A 17,680-nucleotide genomic window follows, 5' to 3' on the forward strand; every position below is an offset into this window, starting at 1 on the left:
TGTCCAAGGCGAAATTCGAACGTACGAAGCCGCATGTGAATGTGGGGACGATTGGTCATGTTGATCATGGCAAGACGACCTTGACGGCGGCGTTGACGAAGGTGATGGCGGAGAAGTTTGGTGGTGAGGTGAGTGCTTACGACCAGATTGACAAGGCGCCGGAGGAGAAGGCGCGCGGCATCACGATTGCGACGGCGCACGTGGAGTATCAGTCGGCGGCGCGTCATTACGCGCACGTGGACTGTCCTGGGCATGCGGACTACATCAAGAACATGATCACGGGTGCGGCGCAGATGGACGGCGCGATCCTGGTGGTGTCGGCGGCGGATGGTCCGATGCCGCAGACGCGCGAGCATATTTTGCTGGCGCGGCAGGTGGGTGTGCCTTACATCGTGGTGTACCTGAACAAGGCGGACATGGTGGACGATGCTGAGCTTCTGGAGCTGGTTGAGCTCGAGGTTCGGGATCTTTTGAGCACGTACGAGTTCCCTGGCGATGACACGCCGATCATTACTGGTTCGGCGCTGAAGGCGTTTGACGGTGACACGAGCGAGATCGGGGTGCCCTCGATCGAGAAGCTGGTGGCGGCGATGGACGATTACATTCCGGAGCCGGAGCGTGCTGTGGATGGTGCCTTCCTGATGCCGATCGAGGACGTGTTCTCGATTTCGGGTCGTGGCACGGTGGTGACGGGGCGCATTGAGCGCGGCATCGTGAAGGTGGGTGACGAGGTGTCGATTGTAGGCATCCGTGACACCACGAAGACGACGGTGACGGGTGTGGAGATGTTCCGCAAGCTGCTGGACCAGGGCCAGGCGGGTGACAACGTGGGTGTGCTGCTGCGCGGCACGAAGCGTGATGACGTGGAGCGTGGCCAGGTGCTGGCGAAGCCGAACTCGATCACGCCGCACACCAAGTTCCAGGCCGAGGTTTACATCCTGACGAAGGAAGAGGGTGGACGTCATACGCCGTTCTTCAAGGGATACCGGCCGCAGTTTTATTTCCGCACCACGGACGTGACCGGGATGGTCGAGCTGCCGGAGGGTGTGGAGATGGTGATGCCTGGCGACAACGTGCAGATGCAGGTGGAGCTGATTGCGCCGATCGCGATGGAAGAAGGCTTGCGCTTCGCCATCCGCGAGGGCGGCCGCACCGTCGGCGCCGGCGTCGTGGCGAAGATTTACGAATAAGGTTCGATTAGCGCAGGGCAGTAGCTCAATTGGCAGAGCGGCGGTCTCCAAAACCGCAGGTTGGGGGTTCGATTCCCTCCTGCCCTGCCAGGATCACACGCAGGCGCCCACCCGGGCGCCGACGCGTCTAGACGGCGGCAAATGAACGCAAAGTCCGACACAAGCAGCCTTTCCAGCCCGCTGGACAAGGTGAAAATATTCCTCGCCATCGCGATCCTGGTGGCCGGGGTGGCCGGCTATTACATCTACGAGACGGCCCCGACCGTGCTGCGCGTGGCCGGGGTGGTGTTCTCGCTGGCCGTGGCCATCGCGGTGTTCATGACCAGCGACGTGGGGCGCGAACTGTGGCGCTTCATCCAGGGCTCGCGGATCGAGCTGCGCAAGGTCGTCTGGCCCAACCGCCAGGAGACCGTGCAGACCACCCTGGTGATCATCTTCTTCGTCATCATCATGGGCATCTTTTTCTGGCTGCTCGACATGTTCCTGATGTGGGCGACGCGCCTGCTGACCGGGCAGGGAGGCTGAGGTCGTGGCCCTGCGCTGGTACGTCGTGCACGCCTATTCGAACTTCGAGCACAAGGTGAAGGAGTCGCTCCTGGAGCGCATCAAGCGCTATGGCCTGGAGCACAAGTTCGGCCAGATCCTGGTCCCGACCGAGGAAGTGGTGGAGATCCGCGAGGGCCACAAGCGCAAGAGCGAGCGCAAGTTCTTCCCGGGCTACGTGCTGGTGCAGATGGAGCTCGACGACGAGACCTGGCACCTGGTGAAGGAAGTGCCGAAGGTGCTGGGCTTCATCGGCGGTTCCAGTGACCGGCCGGCGCCGATCAGCGATCGCGAGGCCGAGGCCATCCTGCAGCGGGTGCAGGAAGGCGCCGAGAAGCCGCGGCCGAAGGTCCTGTTCGAGCCGGGCGAAGTGGTGCGCGTCACCGACGGGCCCTTCAACGACTTCAACGGGGTCGTGGAAGAGGTCAACTACGACAAGAGCAAGCTGCGCGTCGCCGTGCAGATCCTCGGCCGGGCGACCCCGGTCGAGCTGGATTTCAGCCAGGTCGAGAAGGCCTGAGCGAAACACGCCCCGAGGAACGGGGCGTGTGGTGCACGACTATCGCGTGCGCCGGGCAGGAAAGCCACAGGGGAGCCGCAAGGCGTTCGGACCCACACACAAGGTATAGCGAGTCATGGCAAAGAAAGTCACCGGATACATCAAGCTGCAGATTCCTGCAGGCCAGGCGAACCCGAGTCCTCCCGTGGGCCCCGCGCTGGGCCAGCACGGCGTGAACATCATGGAGTTCTGCAAGGCCTTCAACGCCCACACCCAGGGCATCGAGCAGGGCCTGCCGACCCCCGTCGTGATCACGGTCTACAGCGACCGCAGCTTCACCTTCGTCACCAAGACGCCGCCCGCAGCGGTGCTGCTGATGAAGGCGCTGGGGCTCAAGAAGGGCAGTGGCGAGCCGAACACCAAGAAAGTCGGCACCGTCACCCGCGCCCAGCTCGAGGACATCGCGAAGATCAAGATGCCCGACCTGAACGCGGCCGACCTCGACGCCGCGGTACGGATCATTGCCGGCAGCGCCCGCAGCATGGGCCTGAACGTGGAGGGCCTCTGACATGGCGCGCATGACCAAGCGTAAGAAAGTATTCGCCGAGAAGGTGCAGCCCGGCCGCTTTTACACCATCGACGAGGCGCTCGATCTGGCGCGTGAGCTGGCCACGGCCAAGTTCCGCGAGTCCATCGAGGTCGCCGTCAACCTCGGCGTCGATCCGCGCAAGTCGGACCAGGTGGTGCGCGGCTCCACGGTGCTGCCGCACGGCACCGGCAAGGACGTGCGCGTGGCCGTGTTCGCCCAGGGCGACAACGCCGAAAAGGCGACCGCCGCCGGCGCCGACATCGTCGGCTTCGAGGACCTGGCGCAGAAGGTGAAGGGCGGCTTCCTCGAGTTCGACGTGGTCATCGCGTCGCCCGACGCCATGCGCGTGGTCGGGCAGCTGGGCCAGATCCTCGGCCCGCGCGGCCTGATGCCGAACCCCAAGGTCGGCACGGTGACGCCGGACGTGGCCACGGCGGTGAAGAACGCCAAGGCCGGCCAGGTGCGTTACCGCACGGACAAGGCCGGCATCATTCACTGCGCCATCGGCAAGGCGGACTTCGAGCCGGCCGCGCTGAAGGAGAACCTCGGCGCGCTGCTCGCGGACTTGGCCAAGGCCAAGCCGGCGTCGTCCAAGGGTATTTACATGAAGAAGGTCACCGTGTCCTCGACCATGGGTCCGGGTATCGCGGTCGACCAGGCTTCGCTCAGTTACTAGGGAAGAAAGGGCGAGCGGCGCGGCGGCTGCGGCCGGCGCGACGTCTCGCGGCAATGGAGTGCGCATGGAGCCGGCGTGACAGCCGGCCGTCGTCAGAGACCGCAGGCGGCCTCGGCCTTAATGCAAGGCCTGCGCAGACGGTGTTACCCGAGTCAGGCATACCTGGTGAAGGTCACCGTCAAGGTGGGAAGCGAACGGATGCGCTTCCTTGATCAAGGACTTTCGGCCAGGAGTAGAAAATGGCACTGAGGCTAGAAGACAAGAAGGCACTTGTCGCCGAAGTGAAGACGGTGGCGGAATCCGCACATTCAGCCGTGGCGGCTGAGTATCGCGGCCTCACCGTCGGCCAGATGACCGCGCTCAGGAAGGAGGCCCGTGAAAAGGGCGTCTACCTGCGCGTGGTCAAGAACACCCTGGCGCGGTTGGCCCTGGAAGGCACGGACTTCGAATGCATGAAGGACGGGCTGAAGGGGCCGCTGGTGCTGGCATTCTCGGTTGAGGATCCCGGTTCCGCCGCGCGGGTGGTCAAGGCCTTCGCGAAAGACAACGACAAGTTGGTGACCCGTATTGTCGCGATCGGCGGGCAGGTATATCCCGCCACCGATCTCGAGCGGCTCGCCAGCCTGCCGACGCTGGACCAGGCCCGGGCAATGCTGCTCGGCGTGTTCCAGGCGCCTGCTTCGCAGCTGGTGCGCACCCTCAACGAGCCCGCCGCGCAGCTCGCGCGGCTGCTCGCTGCGCGGCGCGACCAGCTCGAGGCGGCCTGAGGCGGGCTTTTCTTTTCCACACCGGGTAACACCGTTTTATCGGAGCACAGACAATGGCTGTTTCGCGTGAAGAAATCATTGAAGTACTGAGCAACATGAGCGTCCTCGAGGTCACCCAGCTGGTGTCCGAACTCGAGGAGAAGTGGGGCGTGTCCGCCGCGGCGCCGGTCGCCGTTGCCGCTGCCGGCCCCGCTGCCGAGGCCGCTGCCGCCGAAGAGAAGACCGAGTTCGACGTGGTCATGACCAGCTTCGGCGCCAACAAGGTCGGCGTCATCAAGGCGATCCGCACCATCACCGGCCTGGGACTGAAGGAAGCCAAGGACATGGTGGAGGGCGTGCCCGCCACCGTGAAGGAAGGCGTCTCGAAGGACGAGGCCGACGGCATCAAGAAGCAGCTCGAAGAGGCCGGCGCCAGCGTCGAGGTCAAGTAAGATCTGCGTGCACGGGTTGAAGCCTGTGCCTTCGGGCAGGCTGGTGGCATGAGCCACCGGCCTGTTCCCGTTTCTGCCGGTTTCGCCCGGACCATGGGGTCCGGGCGCCTGGCCCTCCCGGCAGGGCCGTATCTGATAACGAGCCGCACTCGAAGGTGAGCCCGATGGCGTATTCCTTTACCGAGAAGAAGCGTATCCGCAAGGACTTCGGCAAGCGTCCGACGATTCTTGAGGTGCCCTACCTGCTTTCCATCCAGGTCGACTCCTACCGGAAGTTCCTGCAAACGGATCTGCCGGTATCCAGTCGCGAAGAGGTCGGCCTGCATGCCGCCTTCAAGAGCGTGTTCCCGATCGTCAGTTACTCGGGCAACGCCGCCCTGGAGTACGTCAGCTATCGCCTCGGCGATCCGCCCTTTGACGTCAAGGAATGCCAGGTCCGCGGCCTGACCTACTCTGCGCCCCTGCGCGTGAAGGTCCGCCTGGTCATTTACGACAAGGAGGCCTCGGGAACGCCGAAGCCGGTCAAGGACATCCGCGAGCAGGAGGTCTATCTCGGCGAGCTGCCGCTGATGACCGACAACGGCACCTTCGTGGTGAACGGCACCGAGCGCGTCATCGTGTCGCAGCTGCACCGCTCGCCCGGCGTGTTCTTCGATCACGACCGCGGCAAGACCCACAGCTCGGGCAAGCTGCTGTTCTCCGCGCGCGTCATCCCCTACCGCGGCTCCTGGCTGGACTTCGAGTTCGACCCCAAGGACTGCCTGTTCGCGCGCATCGACCGTCGGCGCAAGCTGCCGGTGACCATCCTGCTGCGCGCCCTCGGCTACACCGAGGAGGAGATGCTGGCGCTGTTCTTCGAGACCAACGAGTTCCTGCTCGGCGAGCAGATCGAGCTCAAGCTGATCCCGGAGCGCCTCAAGGGCGAGACCGCCAGCTTCGACATCATGATCGGCGACGAGCTGGTCGTGGCCGAGGGCAAGCGCATCACGGCGCTGCATGTGCGCAAGCTGGCCGCGGCCGGCGTGGACACGCTGCCGGTGCCGGTCGATTACCTCGAGGGCAAGGTCCTCGCGCACGATGTCGTAGACGAGAAGTCGGGCGAGCTGCTGGCCAAGGCCAACGACGAGCTCACCATCGACAGCATCGGCAAGCTGGTGAAGTCCGGCATCAAGTCGATCCGCACCCTGTGGGTCAACGACCTGGATCGCGGTCCGTACCTGTCGCAGACCCTGCGCATCGATCCCACCAGCACGCCGCTGGAGGCGCTGGTCGAGATCTACCGCATGATGCGCCCGGGCGAGCCGCCGACTCGCGAGGCCGCCGAGAACCTGTTCCACAACCTGTTCTTCAACGCCGAGCGCTACGACCTGTCGGGCGTCGGCCGCATGAAGTTCAACCGCCGCGTGGATCGCGACAGCACCACGGGCCCGGGCATCCTGTATGACGGCCACTACTTCTCCACCCGCAAGGACGAGGAGTCGAAGAAGCTGTTTGCCGAGTTCGGCAAGGACGACCCGGCCGCCACCTCGGACATCATCGCCGTGCTGCGCACCCTGTGCGACATCCGCAACGGCAGCGGCACCGTGGACGACATCGACCACCTCGGCAACCGGCGCGTGCGCAGCGTCGGCGAAATGGCCGAGAACGCCTTCCGCATCGGCCTGGTGCGCGTCGAGCGCGCCGTCAAGGAGCGCCTGACGCTGGCCGAGTCCGAGGGGCTGATGCCGCAGGAAATGATCAACGCCAAGCCGGTGGCCGCGGCGGTGAAGGAGTTCTTCGGCTCCTCGCAGCTGTCGCAGTTCATGGACCAGAACAACCCGCTGTCCGAGGTGACGCACAAGCGCCGCGTCTCGGCCCTGGGGCCTGGCGGCCTGACGCGCGAGCGCGCCGGCTTCGAGGTGCGCGACGTGCACCCGACCCATTACGGCCGCGTGTGCCCGATCGAGACCCCGGAAGGCCCGAACATCGGTCTCATCAACTCGCTCTCGGTGTATGCCCGCACCAACGAGTACGGCTTCCTCGAGACGCCGTACCGCAAGGTCGACAACGGCAAGGTCACGACGCAGATCGACTACCTCTCCGCCATCGAGGAGAGCCAGTACGTCATCGCCCAGGCCAATGCCGAACTGGGGCCGAAGGGCGAGTTCACCAGCGACCTGGTGTCCTGCCGCCATCGCAACGAGTTCAGCATGGAGACGCCCGACCGCATCCAGTACATGGACGTGTCGCCGAAGCAGATCGTCTCCGTGGCGGCCTCGCTGATCCCCTTCCTCGAGCACGACGACGCCAACCGCGCCCTGATGGGTTCGAACATGCAGCGCCAGGCGGTGCCGACGCTGCGCGCCGACACGCCGCTGGTGGGCACGGGCATGGAGCGCGCCGTGGCCAAGGACTCGGGCGTGACCGAGGTGGCGCGCCGCGGCGGCGTGGTGGACTCCGTGGACGCCTCGCGCATCGTGGTGCGCGTGCACGACCATGAGACCACCGCCGACGAGGCCGGTGTGGACATCTACAACCTGACCAAGTACCAGCGTTCGAACCAGAACACCTGCATCAACCAGCGTCCGCTGGTGAAGGAAGGCGACGTCATCGAGGCCGGCGACGTGCTGGCCGACGGCCCGTCGACCAACATGGGCGAGCTGGCGCTGGGCCAGAACCTGCTGGTGGCTTTCATGCCCTGGCACGGCTACAACTTCGAGGATTCCATCCTCATCTCCGAGCGGGTGGTGCAGGAAGACCGTTTCACCACCATCCACATCGAGGAACTGACCTGCGTCGCCCGTGACACCAAGCTCGGGCCGGAGGAGATCACCGCCGACATCCCGAACGTGGGCGAGTCGGCGCTGGGCAACCTCGACGAGGCGGGCATCGCCTACATCGGCGCCGAGGTGTGCGCGGGTGACATCCTGGTCGGCAAGGTCACGCCCAAGGGCGAGACCCAGCTGACCCCGGAGGAGAAGCTGCTTCGGGCGATCTTCGGCGAGAAGGCCTCCGACGTGAAGGACACGTCGCTGCGCGTCCCGCCCGGCATGGACGGCACCGTCATCGACGTGCGCGTGTTCACCCGCGACGGCGTGGAGAAGGACTCCCGTGCCCTGTCCATCGAGCGGCAGGAGATCGAACGGGTGCGCAAGGACCTGGACGACACGCTGCGCATCCTCGAGGACGACATCTACGACCGCGTCGAGAAGATGCTGGTGGGCAAGAAAGCCGCGGGCGGCCCGAACAAGCTCAAGGCCGACAGCACCATCACCAAGGCCTACCTGGCCGAGCTGGCGCGTGACAAGTGGTTCGAGATCCGGCCCAAGAACGAAGACGCCGCGACCCAGCTGGAGCGCATGAAGGAGCGCCTGGGCGAGCAGCGCCAGGAGTTCGACAAGCGTCTCGAAGAGAAGCGCGGCAAGATCACCCAGGGCGACGACCTTGCCCCGGGCGTGCTGAAGATGGTCAAGGTCTACCTGGCCGTGAAGCGTCGCGTGCAGCCGGGCGACAAGATGGCGGGGCGCCACGGTAACAAGGGCGTCATCTCCACCATCGTGCCGCTGGAAGACATGCCGCACCTCGAGGACGGCACCCCGGTCGACATCGTGCTCAACCCCCTGGGCGTGCCCTCGCGCATGAACGTCGGCCAGGTGCTCGAGACGCATCTCGGCTGGGCGGCGCGGGGCCTGGGCCTGAAGATCGGGCGCATGCTCGACGACCAGGGCAACGTCAAGGAGCTGCGCAGCTTCCTCGACGAGGTCTACAACAAGAGCGGCGGCAAGGGCGAGCAGATCGATTCGCTCACCGACGACGAGGTGCTGGAGCTTTCCGGCAACCTGCGCGGCGGCGTGCCGATGGCGACGCCGGTGTTCGACGGCGCGGCCGAGGACGAGATCAAGGGCCTGCTGCGACTCGCCGGGCTGCCGGAGTCGGGCCAGACGACGCTCATCGACGGCCGTACGGGCGAAGCTTTCGACCGCCCGGTCACCGTCGGCTACATGTACATGCTGAAGCTGAACCACCTGGTCGACGACAAGATGCATGCACGTTCCACCGGCCCCTACAGCCTGGTCACCCAGCAGCCGCTGGGCGGCAAGGCCCAGTTCGGCGGCCAGCGCTTCGGCGAGATGGAGGTGTGGGCGCTCGAGGCCTACGGCGCTTCCTACACGCTGCAGGAAATGCTCACCGTCAAGTCGGACGACGTCCAGGGCCGCACGCGGATGTACAAGAACATCGTCGACGGCACCCACCAGATGGTGGCGGGCATGCCCGAGTCGTTCAACGTGCTGGTGAAGGAGATCCGCTCGCTGGCGATCAACATCGAGCTGGAGCAGGAGTAAATACTGATGAAGGATCTTCTCAAGCTCTTCAAGCAGAACGTGCCGGTCGAGGACTTCGATGCCATCCGCATCGGCCTGGCCTCGCCCGACATGATCCGTTCCTGGTCCTACGGCGAGGTCAAGAAGCCGGAGACCATCAACTACCGCACCTTCAAGCCGGAGCGGGACGGGCTGTTCTGCGCCAAGATTTTCGGGCCCATCAAGGACTACGAGTGCCTGTGCGGCAAGTACAAGCGGCTCAAGCACCGCGGCGTGGTGTGCGAGAAGTGCGGCGTCGAGGTCACCCAGGCGAAGGTGCGCCGCGAGCGCATGGGCCACATCGAGCTGGCCAGCCCGGTGGCGCACATCTGGTTCCTCAAGTCGCTGCCCTCGCGCATCGGCCTGATGCTGGACATGACGCTGCGCGAGATCGAGCGCGTGCTCTATTTCGAGGCCTTCGTCGTGGTCGAGCCGGGCCTGACGCCGCTGGAGCGCGGCCAGCTGATGACCGACGAGCAGTACCTCGAGGCCATCGAGGAGTACGGTGACGACTTCGACGCCCGCATGGGCGCCGAGGCCATCCACCAGATGCTGCGCACCATGGACCTGCAGTCCGAGGTGGTGAAGGTGCGTGACGAAATGTCGGGCACCAACTCCGAGACCAAGATCAAGCGCCTGTCGAAGCGCCTCAAGCTGCTCGAGTCCTTCATCGAGTCGGGCAACAAGCCCGAGTGGATGGTGATGACTGTGCTGCCGGTGCTGCCGCCCGACCTGCGCCCGCTGGTGCCGCTGGACGGCGGGCGCTTCGCGACCTCCGACCTGAACGACCTCTACCGTCGCGTCATCAACCGCAACAACCGCCTGCGCCGCCTGCTCGAGCTGAACGCGCCCGACATCATCGTGCGCAACGAGAAGCGCATGCTGCAGGAGTCGGTGGACGCGCTGCTGGACAACGGCCGCCGCGGCCGCGCCATCACCGGCACCAACAAGCGCCCGCTGAAGTCGCTGGCCGACATGATCAAGGGCAAGCAGGGCCGCTTCCGCCAGAACCTGCTCGGCAAGCGCGTGGACTACTCCGGTCGCTCGGTGATCGTGGTCGGCCCGACGCTGAAACTGCACCAGTGCGGCCTGCCGAAGAAGATGGCGCTGGAGCTGTTCAAGCCCTTCATCTTCCACAAGCTGCAGCTGCGCGGCGAGGCGCTGACCATCAAGGCCGCCAAGCGCGCCGTGGAGCGCGAAGGGCCGGAAGTCTGGGACATCCTCGAGGAAGTGATCCGCGAGCACCCGGTGATGCTGAACCGGGCGCCGACGCTGCACCGTCTCGGCATCCAGGCCTTCGAGCCGGTGCTGGTGGAAGGCAAGGCCATCCAGCTGCACCCCCTCGTTTGCACCGCCTTCAACGCCGACTTCGACGGCGACCAGATGGCGGTGCACGTGCCGCTGTCGCTGGAAGCCCAGCTCGAGGCCCGCGCGCTGATGATGTCCTCGAACAACATCCTCTCGCCCGCCAATGGCGAGCCCATCATCGTGCCGTCGCAGGACGTGGTGCTGGGCCTGTACTACCTCACCCGCCAGCAGGCGAACGTGAAGGGCGAGGGCGCCATCTTCGCCGACGTGGCCGAGGTGCACCGCGCCTACGAGAACCGCGCCGTGAGCCTGCATGCCTCCGTGCGGGTGCGCATTCGCGAGTGGATCGTGGGCGAGGACGGCGAGAAGACCTCGACCCTGAAGCTGATCGAGACCACCGTGGGCCGTGCCCTGCTGTCCGAGATCCTGCCCGAAGGGTTGCCCTTCGAGCTGATCAACCAGGACATGAACAAGAAGGCGATCTCGCGCGTCATCAACGAGTGCTACCGGCAGCTCGGCCTGAAGGAGACCGTGGTCTTCGCCGACCAGTTGATGTACACCGGTTTCCGCTATGCCACCCGTTCCGGCGTCTCTTTCGGCGCCGACGACATGGTGGTGCCGGCGGAGAAGGACGAGATCCTGGCCGAGGCCGAGGCCGAGGTGAAGAACTTCCAGGAGCAGTACGCTTCCGGTCTCATCACCAACGGCGAGCGCTACAACAAGGTGGTGGACATCTGGTCGCACACCAACGACCGCATCGCCAAGGCCATGATGGACAAGATCTCGGTGCAGGAGGTCAGCAACGCCAAGGGCGAGACCGTGCGCGAGAAGTCCTTCAACTCGGTGTTCATGATGGCCGACTCCGGCGCCCGCGGTTCCGCGGCGCAGATCCGCCAGCTGGCCGGCATGCGCGGCCTGATGGCGAAGCCGGACGGCTCCATCATCGAGACGCCCATCACGGCGAACTTCCGTGAAGGCCTGGACGTGCTGCAGTACTTCATCTCCACCCACGGCGCCCGCAAGGGCCTGGCCGACACGGCGCTGAAGACCGCCAACTCGGGTTACCTGACCCGTCGCCTGGTGGACGTGGCGCAGGACCTGGTGGTCACCGAGATCGACTGCGGCACCACCGACGGCCTGCTCATGACCCCGCTGGTCGAGGGCGGCGACGTGGTCGAGCCGCTGCGCGAGCGCGTGCTGGGCCGTGTCGTGGCCGAGGACGTGCTGGTGCCGGGCAAGGACGAGATCGCGGTCGAGGCCGGCACCCTGCTGGACGAGTACCAGGTGCGCAGGCTGGAAGAGCTGTCCGTGGATCAGGTCTGGGTCCGTTCCCCGATCACCTGCGAGACGCGCTACGGCGTGTGCAAGCAGTGCTACGGGCGTGACCTGGCGCGCGGTCACCGGGTGAACATCGGCGAGGCCGTGGGTGTCATCGCGGCGCAGTCCATCGGCGAGCCGGGCACCCAGCTGACCATGCGCACCTTCCACATCGGCGGCGCGGCTTCCCGTGCTGCGGCGCGCAACAACGTCACGGTGAAGAACGGCGGCACGGTGCGCCTGCACAACATCAAGACGGTGCGGCACGAGAAGGGCCACCTGGTGGCGGTGTCGCGCTCGGGCGAGCTCGGCATCATCGACGAGTACGGCCGCGAGCGCGAGCGCTACAAGATCCCCTACGGCGCCGCCATCATGGTGGACGACGGCGACAAGGTGGAGGGCGGCCGCATCATCGCCACCTGGGACCCGCACACCCACCCCGTGGTCTCCGAGGCCGCCGGTATCATGAAGTTCCAGGACTTCATCGACGGCGTCACCGTGGAAACGCGCGTCGACGAGCACACCGGCCTGGCCAGCATCGTCGCCATCGACCCGAAGCAGCGCGGCGCGGCGGGCAAGGACGTGCGCCCGGTGGCCAAGCTGGTGGACGCCAAGGGCAAGGACCTGCACTTCCCCGACTCCAAGGAGCCGATCGCCTACCCGCTGTCGGTGGGCGCCATCGTGGTCATGGAGGACGGGCAGAAGGTGGGCGTGGGCGACATCATCGCCCGCATCCCGCAGGAGTCCTCCAAGACCCGCGACATCACGGGCGGCCTGCCGCGCGTGGCCGACATGTTCGAGGCGCGCAAGCCGAAGGAGCCGGCGATCCTGGCCGAGCAGAGCGGCAAGGTGAAGTTCGGCAAGGAGACCAAGGGCAAGCGCCGCCTGATCATCGAGAACGAGGACGGCGAGCACGAGCTGCTGATCCCGAAGTGGCGCAACCTGTCGGTGTTCGAAGGCGAGGTGGTGCAGCGCGGCGAAGTGATCTCCGACGGCGAGATGAACCCGCACGACATCCTGCGCCTGCAGAACGTCAAGCACCTGGCCGACTACCTGGTGCGCGAGATCCAGGACGTCTACCGGCTGCAGGGCGTGAAGATCAACGACAAGCACATCGAGGTGATCATTCGCCAGATGTTGCGCAAGATCGAGATCACCGAGCCGGGCGACACGAAGTTCCTCAAGGGCGAGCAGCTCGACAAGGCCCGCCTGCTGGAGGAGAACGAGCGCGTCGCGGCCCAGGACGGCCAGCTGGCGCAGTTCGAGCCGGTGCTGCTGGGCATCACCAAGGCGTCGCTGGCGACGGAATCCTTCATTTCCGCGGCCTCCTTCCAGGAGACCACCCGGGTCCTGACCGAGGCTGCCGTGCGCGGTCTCAGGGACGACCTGCGCGGCCTGAAGGAGAACGTCATCGTGGGTCGCCTGATCCCGGCCGGTACGGGCTTCGCCTTCCACACCGCGCGGCGCCGCAAGGTGGAGATCAGCCCGGCCGAGATGACCATGGCGGAGGCCATGGACGCGGCCGGCGTCAACCCGGACGAAGTCGAGGTGCCGGAGCCGACCGACAGCGACTGAGCGAAGGGCTTTTTATGCCTGGGCGGCCCCCGTGCTTGACAGTGCGGGGGCCGGTTCCTACAATCCTCGGGCTCAGCGCAGGCCAATTGAAACCAGGCCTGCAATAGTTTGCACCGGGGAAGCGGGCCGCCACTGGGCGGCTCGGTTTTTCTGCGTCAGGTGAAACCGGGAAATAAGAACTTATGGCAACGATCAATCAGCTCGTCCGCAAGCCGCGTCGGACCAAGAAGGAAAAGACGACGGTGCCCGCCCTGCAGGCCAGCCCGCAGCGGCGCGGCGTGTGCACGCGCGTCTACACCACGACCCCGAAGAAGCCGAACTCGGCCCTGCGCAAGGTCGCCCGCGTGCGCCTCACCAACGGCTTCGAGGTGACCAGCTACATCGGCGGCGAAGGCCACAACCTGCAGGAGCACTCGGTGGTGCTGATCCGCGGCGGCCGCGTCAAGGACCTGCCGGGCGTGCGCTACCACACGGTGCGCGGCACGCTCGATTGCGCGGGTGTCGGCGACCGTCGCCAGGGCCGTTCCAAGTACGGCGCCAAGCGTCCCAAGTCCTGATGCTCTCCTCACTGAATACGACGGCCAGGTAGTCACATGTCCAGACGAGCCCAAGCGCCCAAGCGCATCATCCTTCCCGACCCGGTCTACGGCAGCGAGACCCTGTCGAAGTTCATGAACATGATCATGGAGAGCGGCAAGAAGTCCGTCGCCGAGCGCATCGTGTACGGTGCCATCGAGCAGATCTCGGAACGGCGCAAGATGCCGGCCGACAAGGCGGTCGAGGTGCTCGAGGAAGCGCTCGAGAACGTCAAGCCGATGGTCGAGGTGAAGTCCCGCCGGGTCGGCGGCGCCACCTACCAGGTGCCGGTCGAAGTACGTGCCGTGCGTCGCCAGACGCTGGCCATGCGCTGGGTCATCGACGCCGCCCGCGCGCGCGGCGAGAAGTCCATGGCGCAGCGCCTCGCCAACGAGCTCATGGATGCGTCCGAGAGCCGCGGCGCCGCCGTGAAGAAGCGTGAAGACACGCACCGGATGGCCGAGGCCAACAAGGCCTTCTCGCATTACCGCTGGTAAGCGACTGTCCGCCCAAAGGAATTCCGAGGTAACTACCGTGGCCCGCACGACCCCTATCGAGCGCTACCGCAATATCGGCATCATGGCCCACATCGATGCCGGCAAGACCACTACGACGGAGCGCGTCCTGTTCTACACCGGCGTCTCGCACAAGATCGGCGAGGTGCATGACGGCGCCGCCGTCATGGACTGGATGGAGCAGGAACAGGAGCGCGGGATCACGATCACCTCCGCGGCGACCACCTGCTTCTGGAAGGGGATGGACCAGAGCTTCCCCGAGCATCGCATCAACATCATCGACACGCCCGGCCACGTCGACTTCACCATCGAGGTGGAGCGTTCGCTGCGCGTGCTCGACGGCGCCGTGGCCGTGTTCTGCTCGGTCGGCGGCGTGGAGCCCCAGTCCGAGACCGTGTGGCGCCAGGCCGACAAGTACCGCGTGCCGCGCATGGCCTTCGTCAACAAGATGGACCGCCCGGGCGCGAACTTCCTGCGCGTGGTGAAGCAGATGAAGGACCGGCTGCGCGCCACCGCCGTGCCGATCCAGCTGCCGATCGGCGCCGAGGAGCATTTCAAGGGCGTGGTCGACCTGCTGCGCATGAAGGCCATCATCTGGGACGACAGCACCCAGGGCACGACCTTCGAGCTGCATGACATCCCGGCCGACATGGCGGACCTGTGCCAGGAATGGCGCGACCACCTGGTCGAGGCCGCCGCCGAGGGCAGCGAAGAGCTGACCAACAAGTACCTCGACACGCTCGAGCTCTCCGACGAGGAGATCAAGCTCGGCCTGCGCCTGCGCACGCTGCGCAACGAGGTGGTGCCGGTGCTGTGCGGCTCGGCCTTCAAGAACAAGGGCGTGCAGGCCATGCTGGACGCCATCATCGAGTACATGCCGTCGCCGACCGAGGTGCCGGCCATCCGCGGCGAGCTCGAGGACGGCGAGGAAGGCACGCGCCCCTCCGGCGACAACGAGCCCTTCGCCGCGCTGGCGTTCAAGATCGCCACCGACCCCTTCGTCGGCAACCTGACCTTCTTCCGCGTCTACTCGGGTGTGCTCGCCTCGGGCGACACGGTGTACAACCCGGTCAAGGGCAAGAAGGAGCGCATCGGCCGCATCCTGCAGATGCACGCCAACGAGCGCAAGGAAATCAAGGAAGTGCGCGCCGGCGACATCGCCGCCGCAGTGGGCCTGAAGGACGTCACCACGGGCGACACGCTGTCCGATCCCAAGGACATCATCACGCTCGAGCGCATGGAGTTCCCGGAGCCCGTGATCGCGGTGGCCGTGGAGCCGAAGACCAAGAGCGACCAGGAGAAGATGGGCCTGGCGCTGTCCAAGCTGGCGCAGGAGGATCCGTCCTTCCGCGTGCGCACCGACGAGGAGTCCGGCCAGACCATCATCTCCGGCATGGGTGAGCTGCATCTCGACATCATCGTCGACCGCATGAAGCGCGAGTTCAAGGTCGAGGCCAACGTGGGCAAGCCCCAGGTGGCCTACCGCGAGACCATTCGCCAGAAGGTCGAGCAGGAAGGCCGCTTCGTGCGCCAGTCCGGCGGCCGCGGCCAGTTCGGCCACGTCTGGATCACGATCGAGCCGCAGGAGCCGGGCGCCGGCTATGCTTTCGAGAACAAGATCGTCGGCGGCGTGGTGCCGAAGGAATACATCCCGGCCGTGGACAAGGGCATCCAGGAGCAGCTCGGCAACGGCGTGCTGGCCGGATACCCGGTGGTGGACATCAAGGTCACGCTGTTCGACGGCTCGTACCACGAGGTCGACTCCAGCGAAATGGCGTTCAAGATCGCCGGCTCGATGGCGTTCAAGGAAGGCTGCAGCAAGGCGAAGCCGGTGCTGCTCGAGCCCATCATGAAGGTCGAGGTCGTGACCCCCGAAGACTACATGGGCGACGTCATGGGCGACCTGAACCGCCGGCGCGGCCTGGTGCAGGGCATGGAAGAGGCGCCTTCGGGACGCATCATCCGCGCCGAGGTGCCGCTGGCCGAGATGTTCGGCTACGCCACCGACCTGCGCTCCATGAGCCAGGGCCGGGCGACCTACTCCATGGAGTTCGGTCATTACAACGAGGCCCCCAGCAACGTGGCCGAGGCCGTCATCAAGAAGGCTTCCTGATCCGCGACGGACGGGAAGAACAGAGACTTTCAAGCACGAGGTAGACGCTGTGTCCAAGGCGAAATTCGAACGTACGAAGCCGCATGTGAATGTGGGGACGATTGGTCATGTTGATCATGGCAAGACGACCTTGACGGCGGCGTTGACGAAGGTGATGGCGGAGAAGTTTGGTGGTGAGGTGAGTGCTTACGACCAGATTGACAAGGCGCCGGAGGAGAAGGCGCGCGGCATCACGATTGCGACGGCGCACGTGGAGTATCAGTCGGCGGCGCGTCATTACGCGCACGTGGACTGTCCTGGGCATGCGGACTACATCAAGAACATGATCACGGGTGCGGCGCAGATGGACGGCGCGATCCTGGTGGTGTCGGCGGCGGATGGTCCGATGCCGCAGACGCGCGAGCATATTTTGCTGGCGCGGCAGGTGGGTGTGCCTTACATCGTGGTGTACCTGAACAAGGCGGACATGGTGGACGATGCTGAGCTTCTGGAGCTGGTTGAGCTCGAGGTTCGGGATCTTTTGAGCACGTACGAGTTCCCTGGCGATGACACGCCGATCATTACTGGTTCGGCGCTGAAGGCGTTTGACGGTGACACGAGCGAGATCGGGGTGCCCTCGATCGAGAAGCTGGTGGCGGCGATGGACGATTACATTCCGGAGCCGGAGCGTGCTGTGGATGGTGCCTTCCTGATGCCGATCGAGGACGTGTTCTCGATTTCGGGTCGTGGCACGGTGGTGACGGGGCGCATTGAGCGCGGCATCGTGAAGGTGGGTGACGAGGTGTCGATTGTAGGCATCCGTGACACCACGAAGACGACGGTGACGGGTGTGGAGATGTTCCGCAAGCTGCTGGACCAGGGCCAGGCGGGTGACAACGTGGGTGTGCTGCTGCGCGGCACGAAGCGTGATGACGTGGAGCGTGGCCAGGTGCTGGCGAAGCCGAACTCGATCACGCCGCACACCAAGTTCCAGGCCGAGGTTTACATCCTGACGAAGGAAGAGGGTGGACGTCATACGCCGTTCTTCAAGGGATACCGGCCGCAGTTTTATTTCCGCACCACGGACGTGACCGGGATGGTCGAGCTGCCGGAGGGTGTGGAGATGGTGATGCCTGGCGACAACGTGCAGATGCAGGTGGAGCTGATTGCGCCGATCGCGATGGAAGAAGGCTTGCGCTTCGCCATCCGCGAGGGCGGCCGCACCGTCGGCGCCGGCGTCGTGGCGAAGATTTACGAATAAG

Annotated in this window: 13 protein-coding genes and 1 tRNA gene; all 14 read left to right on the forward strand. The window is 65.5% G+C overall.

What is annotated here, in order from left to right; all coding sequences use genetic code 11:
• Window positions 1-1,190 (forward strand): elongation factor Tu (gene tuf / locus G8346_RS06855; RefSeq protein ID WP_166049569.1); only part of this gene is annotated, 1,190 nt, incomplete at its 5' end.
• Between the two features lie 14 nt (window positions 1,191-1,204).
• A tRNA-Trp gene (locus tag G8346_RS06860) sits at window positions 1,205-1,280 on the forward strand.
• 51 nt (window positions 1,281-1,331) lie between these two features.
• Entirely contained in the window at window positions 1,332-1,715 is a 384-nt protein-coding gene (gene secE / locus G8346_RS06865; RefSeq protein WP_166049571.1) for a preprotein translocase subunit SecE, read from the forward strand.
• Between the two features lie 4 nt (window positions 1,716-1,719).
• Window positions 1,720-2,253, forward strand: a complete 534-nt coding sequence (gene nusG / locus G8346_RS06870) for a transcription termination/antitermination protein NusG (RefSeq protein WP_166049573.1) — start codon at window positions 1,720-1,722, stop codon at window positions 2,251-2,253.
• Between the two features lie 115 nt (window positions 2,254-2,368).
• On the forward strand, window positions 2,369-2,800 hold the full coding sequence (rplK, locus tag G8346_RS06875; RefSeq protein ID WP_166049576.1) for a 50S ribosomal protein L11: 432 nt from the start codon (window positions 2,369-2,371) through the stop codon (window positions 2,798-2,800).
• A 1-nt stretch (window position 2,801) separates the two neighbouring features.
• Window positions 2,802-3,497 carry a 50S ribosomal protein L1 gene (gene rplA / locus G8346_RS06880; RefSeq protein WP_166049578.1) on the forward strand — a complete coding sequence of 232 codons (696 nt, stop codon included), beginning with the start codon at window positions 2,802-2,804 and terminating at the stop codon, window positions 3,495-3,497.
• 239 nt (window positions 3,498-3,736) lie between these two features.
• A complete protein-coding gene (gene rplJ, locus G8346_RS06885) occupies window positions 3,737-4,264 on the forward strand; it encodes a 50S ribosomal protein L10 (RefSeq protein ID WP_166049580.1) in 528 nt (175 codons plus the stop codon).
• A gap of 53 nt (window positions 4,265-4,317) precedes the next feature.
• Window positions 4,318-4,695 carry a 50S ribosomal protein L7/L12 gene (rplL, locus tag G8346_RS06890; protein WP_166049582.1) on the forward strand — a complete coding sequence of 126 codons (378 nt, stop codon included), beginning with the start codon at window positions 4,318-4,320 and terminating at the stop codon, window positions 4,693-4,695.
• 164 nt (window positions 4,696-4,859) lie between these two features.
• A complete protein-coding gene (gene rpoB, locus G8346_RS06895; RefSeq protein ID WP_166049584.1) occupies window positions 4,860-9,017 on the forward strand; it encodes a DNA-directed RNA polymerase subunit beta in 4,158 nt (1,385 codons plus the stop codon).
• A 6-nt stretch (window positions 9,018-9,023) separates the two neighbouring features.
• A complete protein-coding gene (gene rpoC / locus G8346_RS06900) occupies window positions 9,024-13,235 on the forward strand; it encodes a DNA-directed RNA polymerase subunit beta' (protein ID WP_166049586.1) in 4,212 nt (1,403 codons plus the stop codon).
• Window positions 13,236-13,417: 182 nt separating this feature from the next.
• Entirely contained in the window at window positions 13,418-13,792 is a 375-nt protein-coding gene (gene rpsL, locus G8346_RS06905) for a 30S ribosomal protein S12 (RefSeq protein ID WP_166049588.1), read from the forward strand.
• Window positions 13,793-13,828: 36 nt separating this feature from the next.
• Window positions 13,829-14,308: a 30S ribosomal protein S7 gene (gene rpsG, locus G8346_RS06910; RefSeq protein ID WP_166049590.1), complete on the forward strand. Its 480-nt coding sequence runs from the start codon at window positions 13,829-13,831 to the stop codon at window positions 14,306-14,308.
• A gap of 37 nt (window positions 14,309-14,345) precedes the next feature.
• A complete protein-coding gene (fusA, locus tag G8346_RS06915; RefSeq protein ID WP_166049592.1) occupies window positions 14,346-16,439 on the forward strand; it encodes an elongation factor G in 2,094 nt (697 codons plus the stop codon).
• A gap of 49 nt (window positions 16,440-16,488) precedes the next feature.
• Window positions 16,489-17,679 (forward strand): elongation factor Tu, encoded by a 1,191-nt coding sequence (gene tuf, locus G8346_RS06920; RefSeq protein WP_166048675.1) that lies wholly within the window; start codon window positions 16,489-16,491, stop codon window positions 17,677-17,679.
• Window position 17,680 lies beyond the last annotated feature (1 nt).

The organism is Thioalkalivibrio sp. XN279 (genome assembly GCF_011089885.1).
Taxonomy (GTDB): domain Bacteria; phylum Pseudomonadota; class Gammaproteobacteria; order Steroidobacterales; family XN24; genus XN24.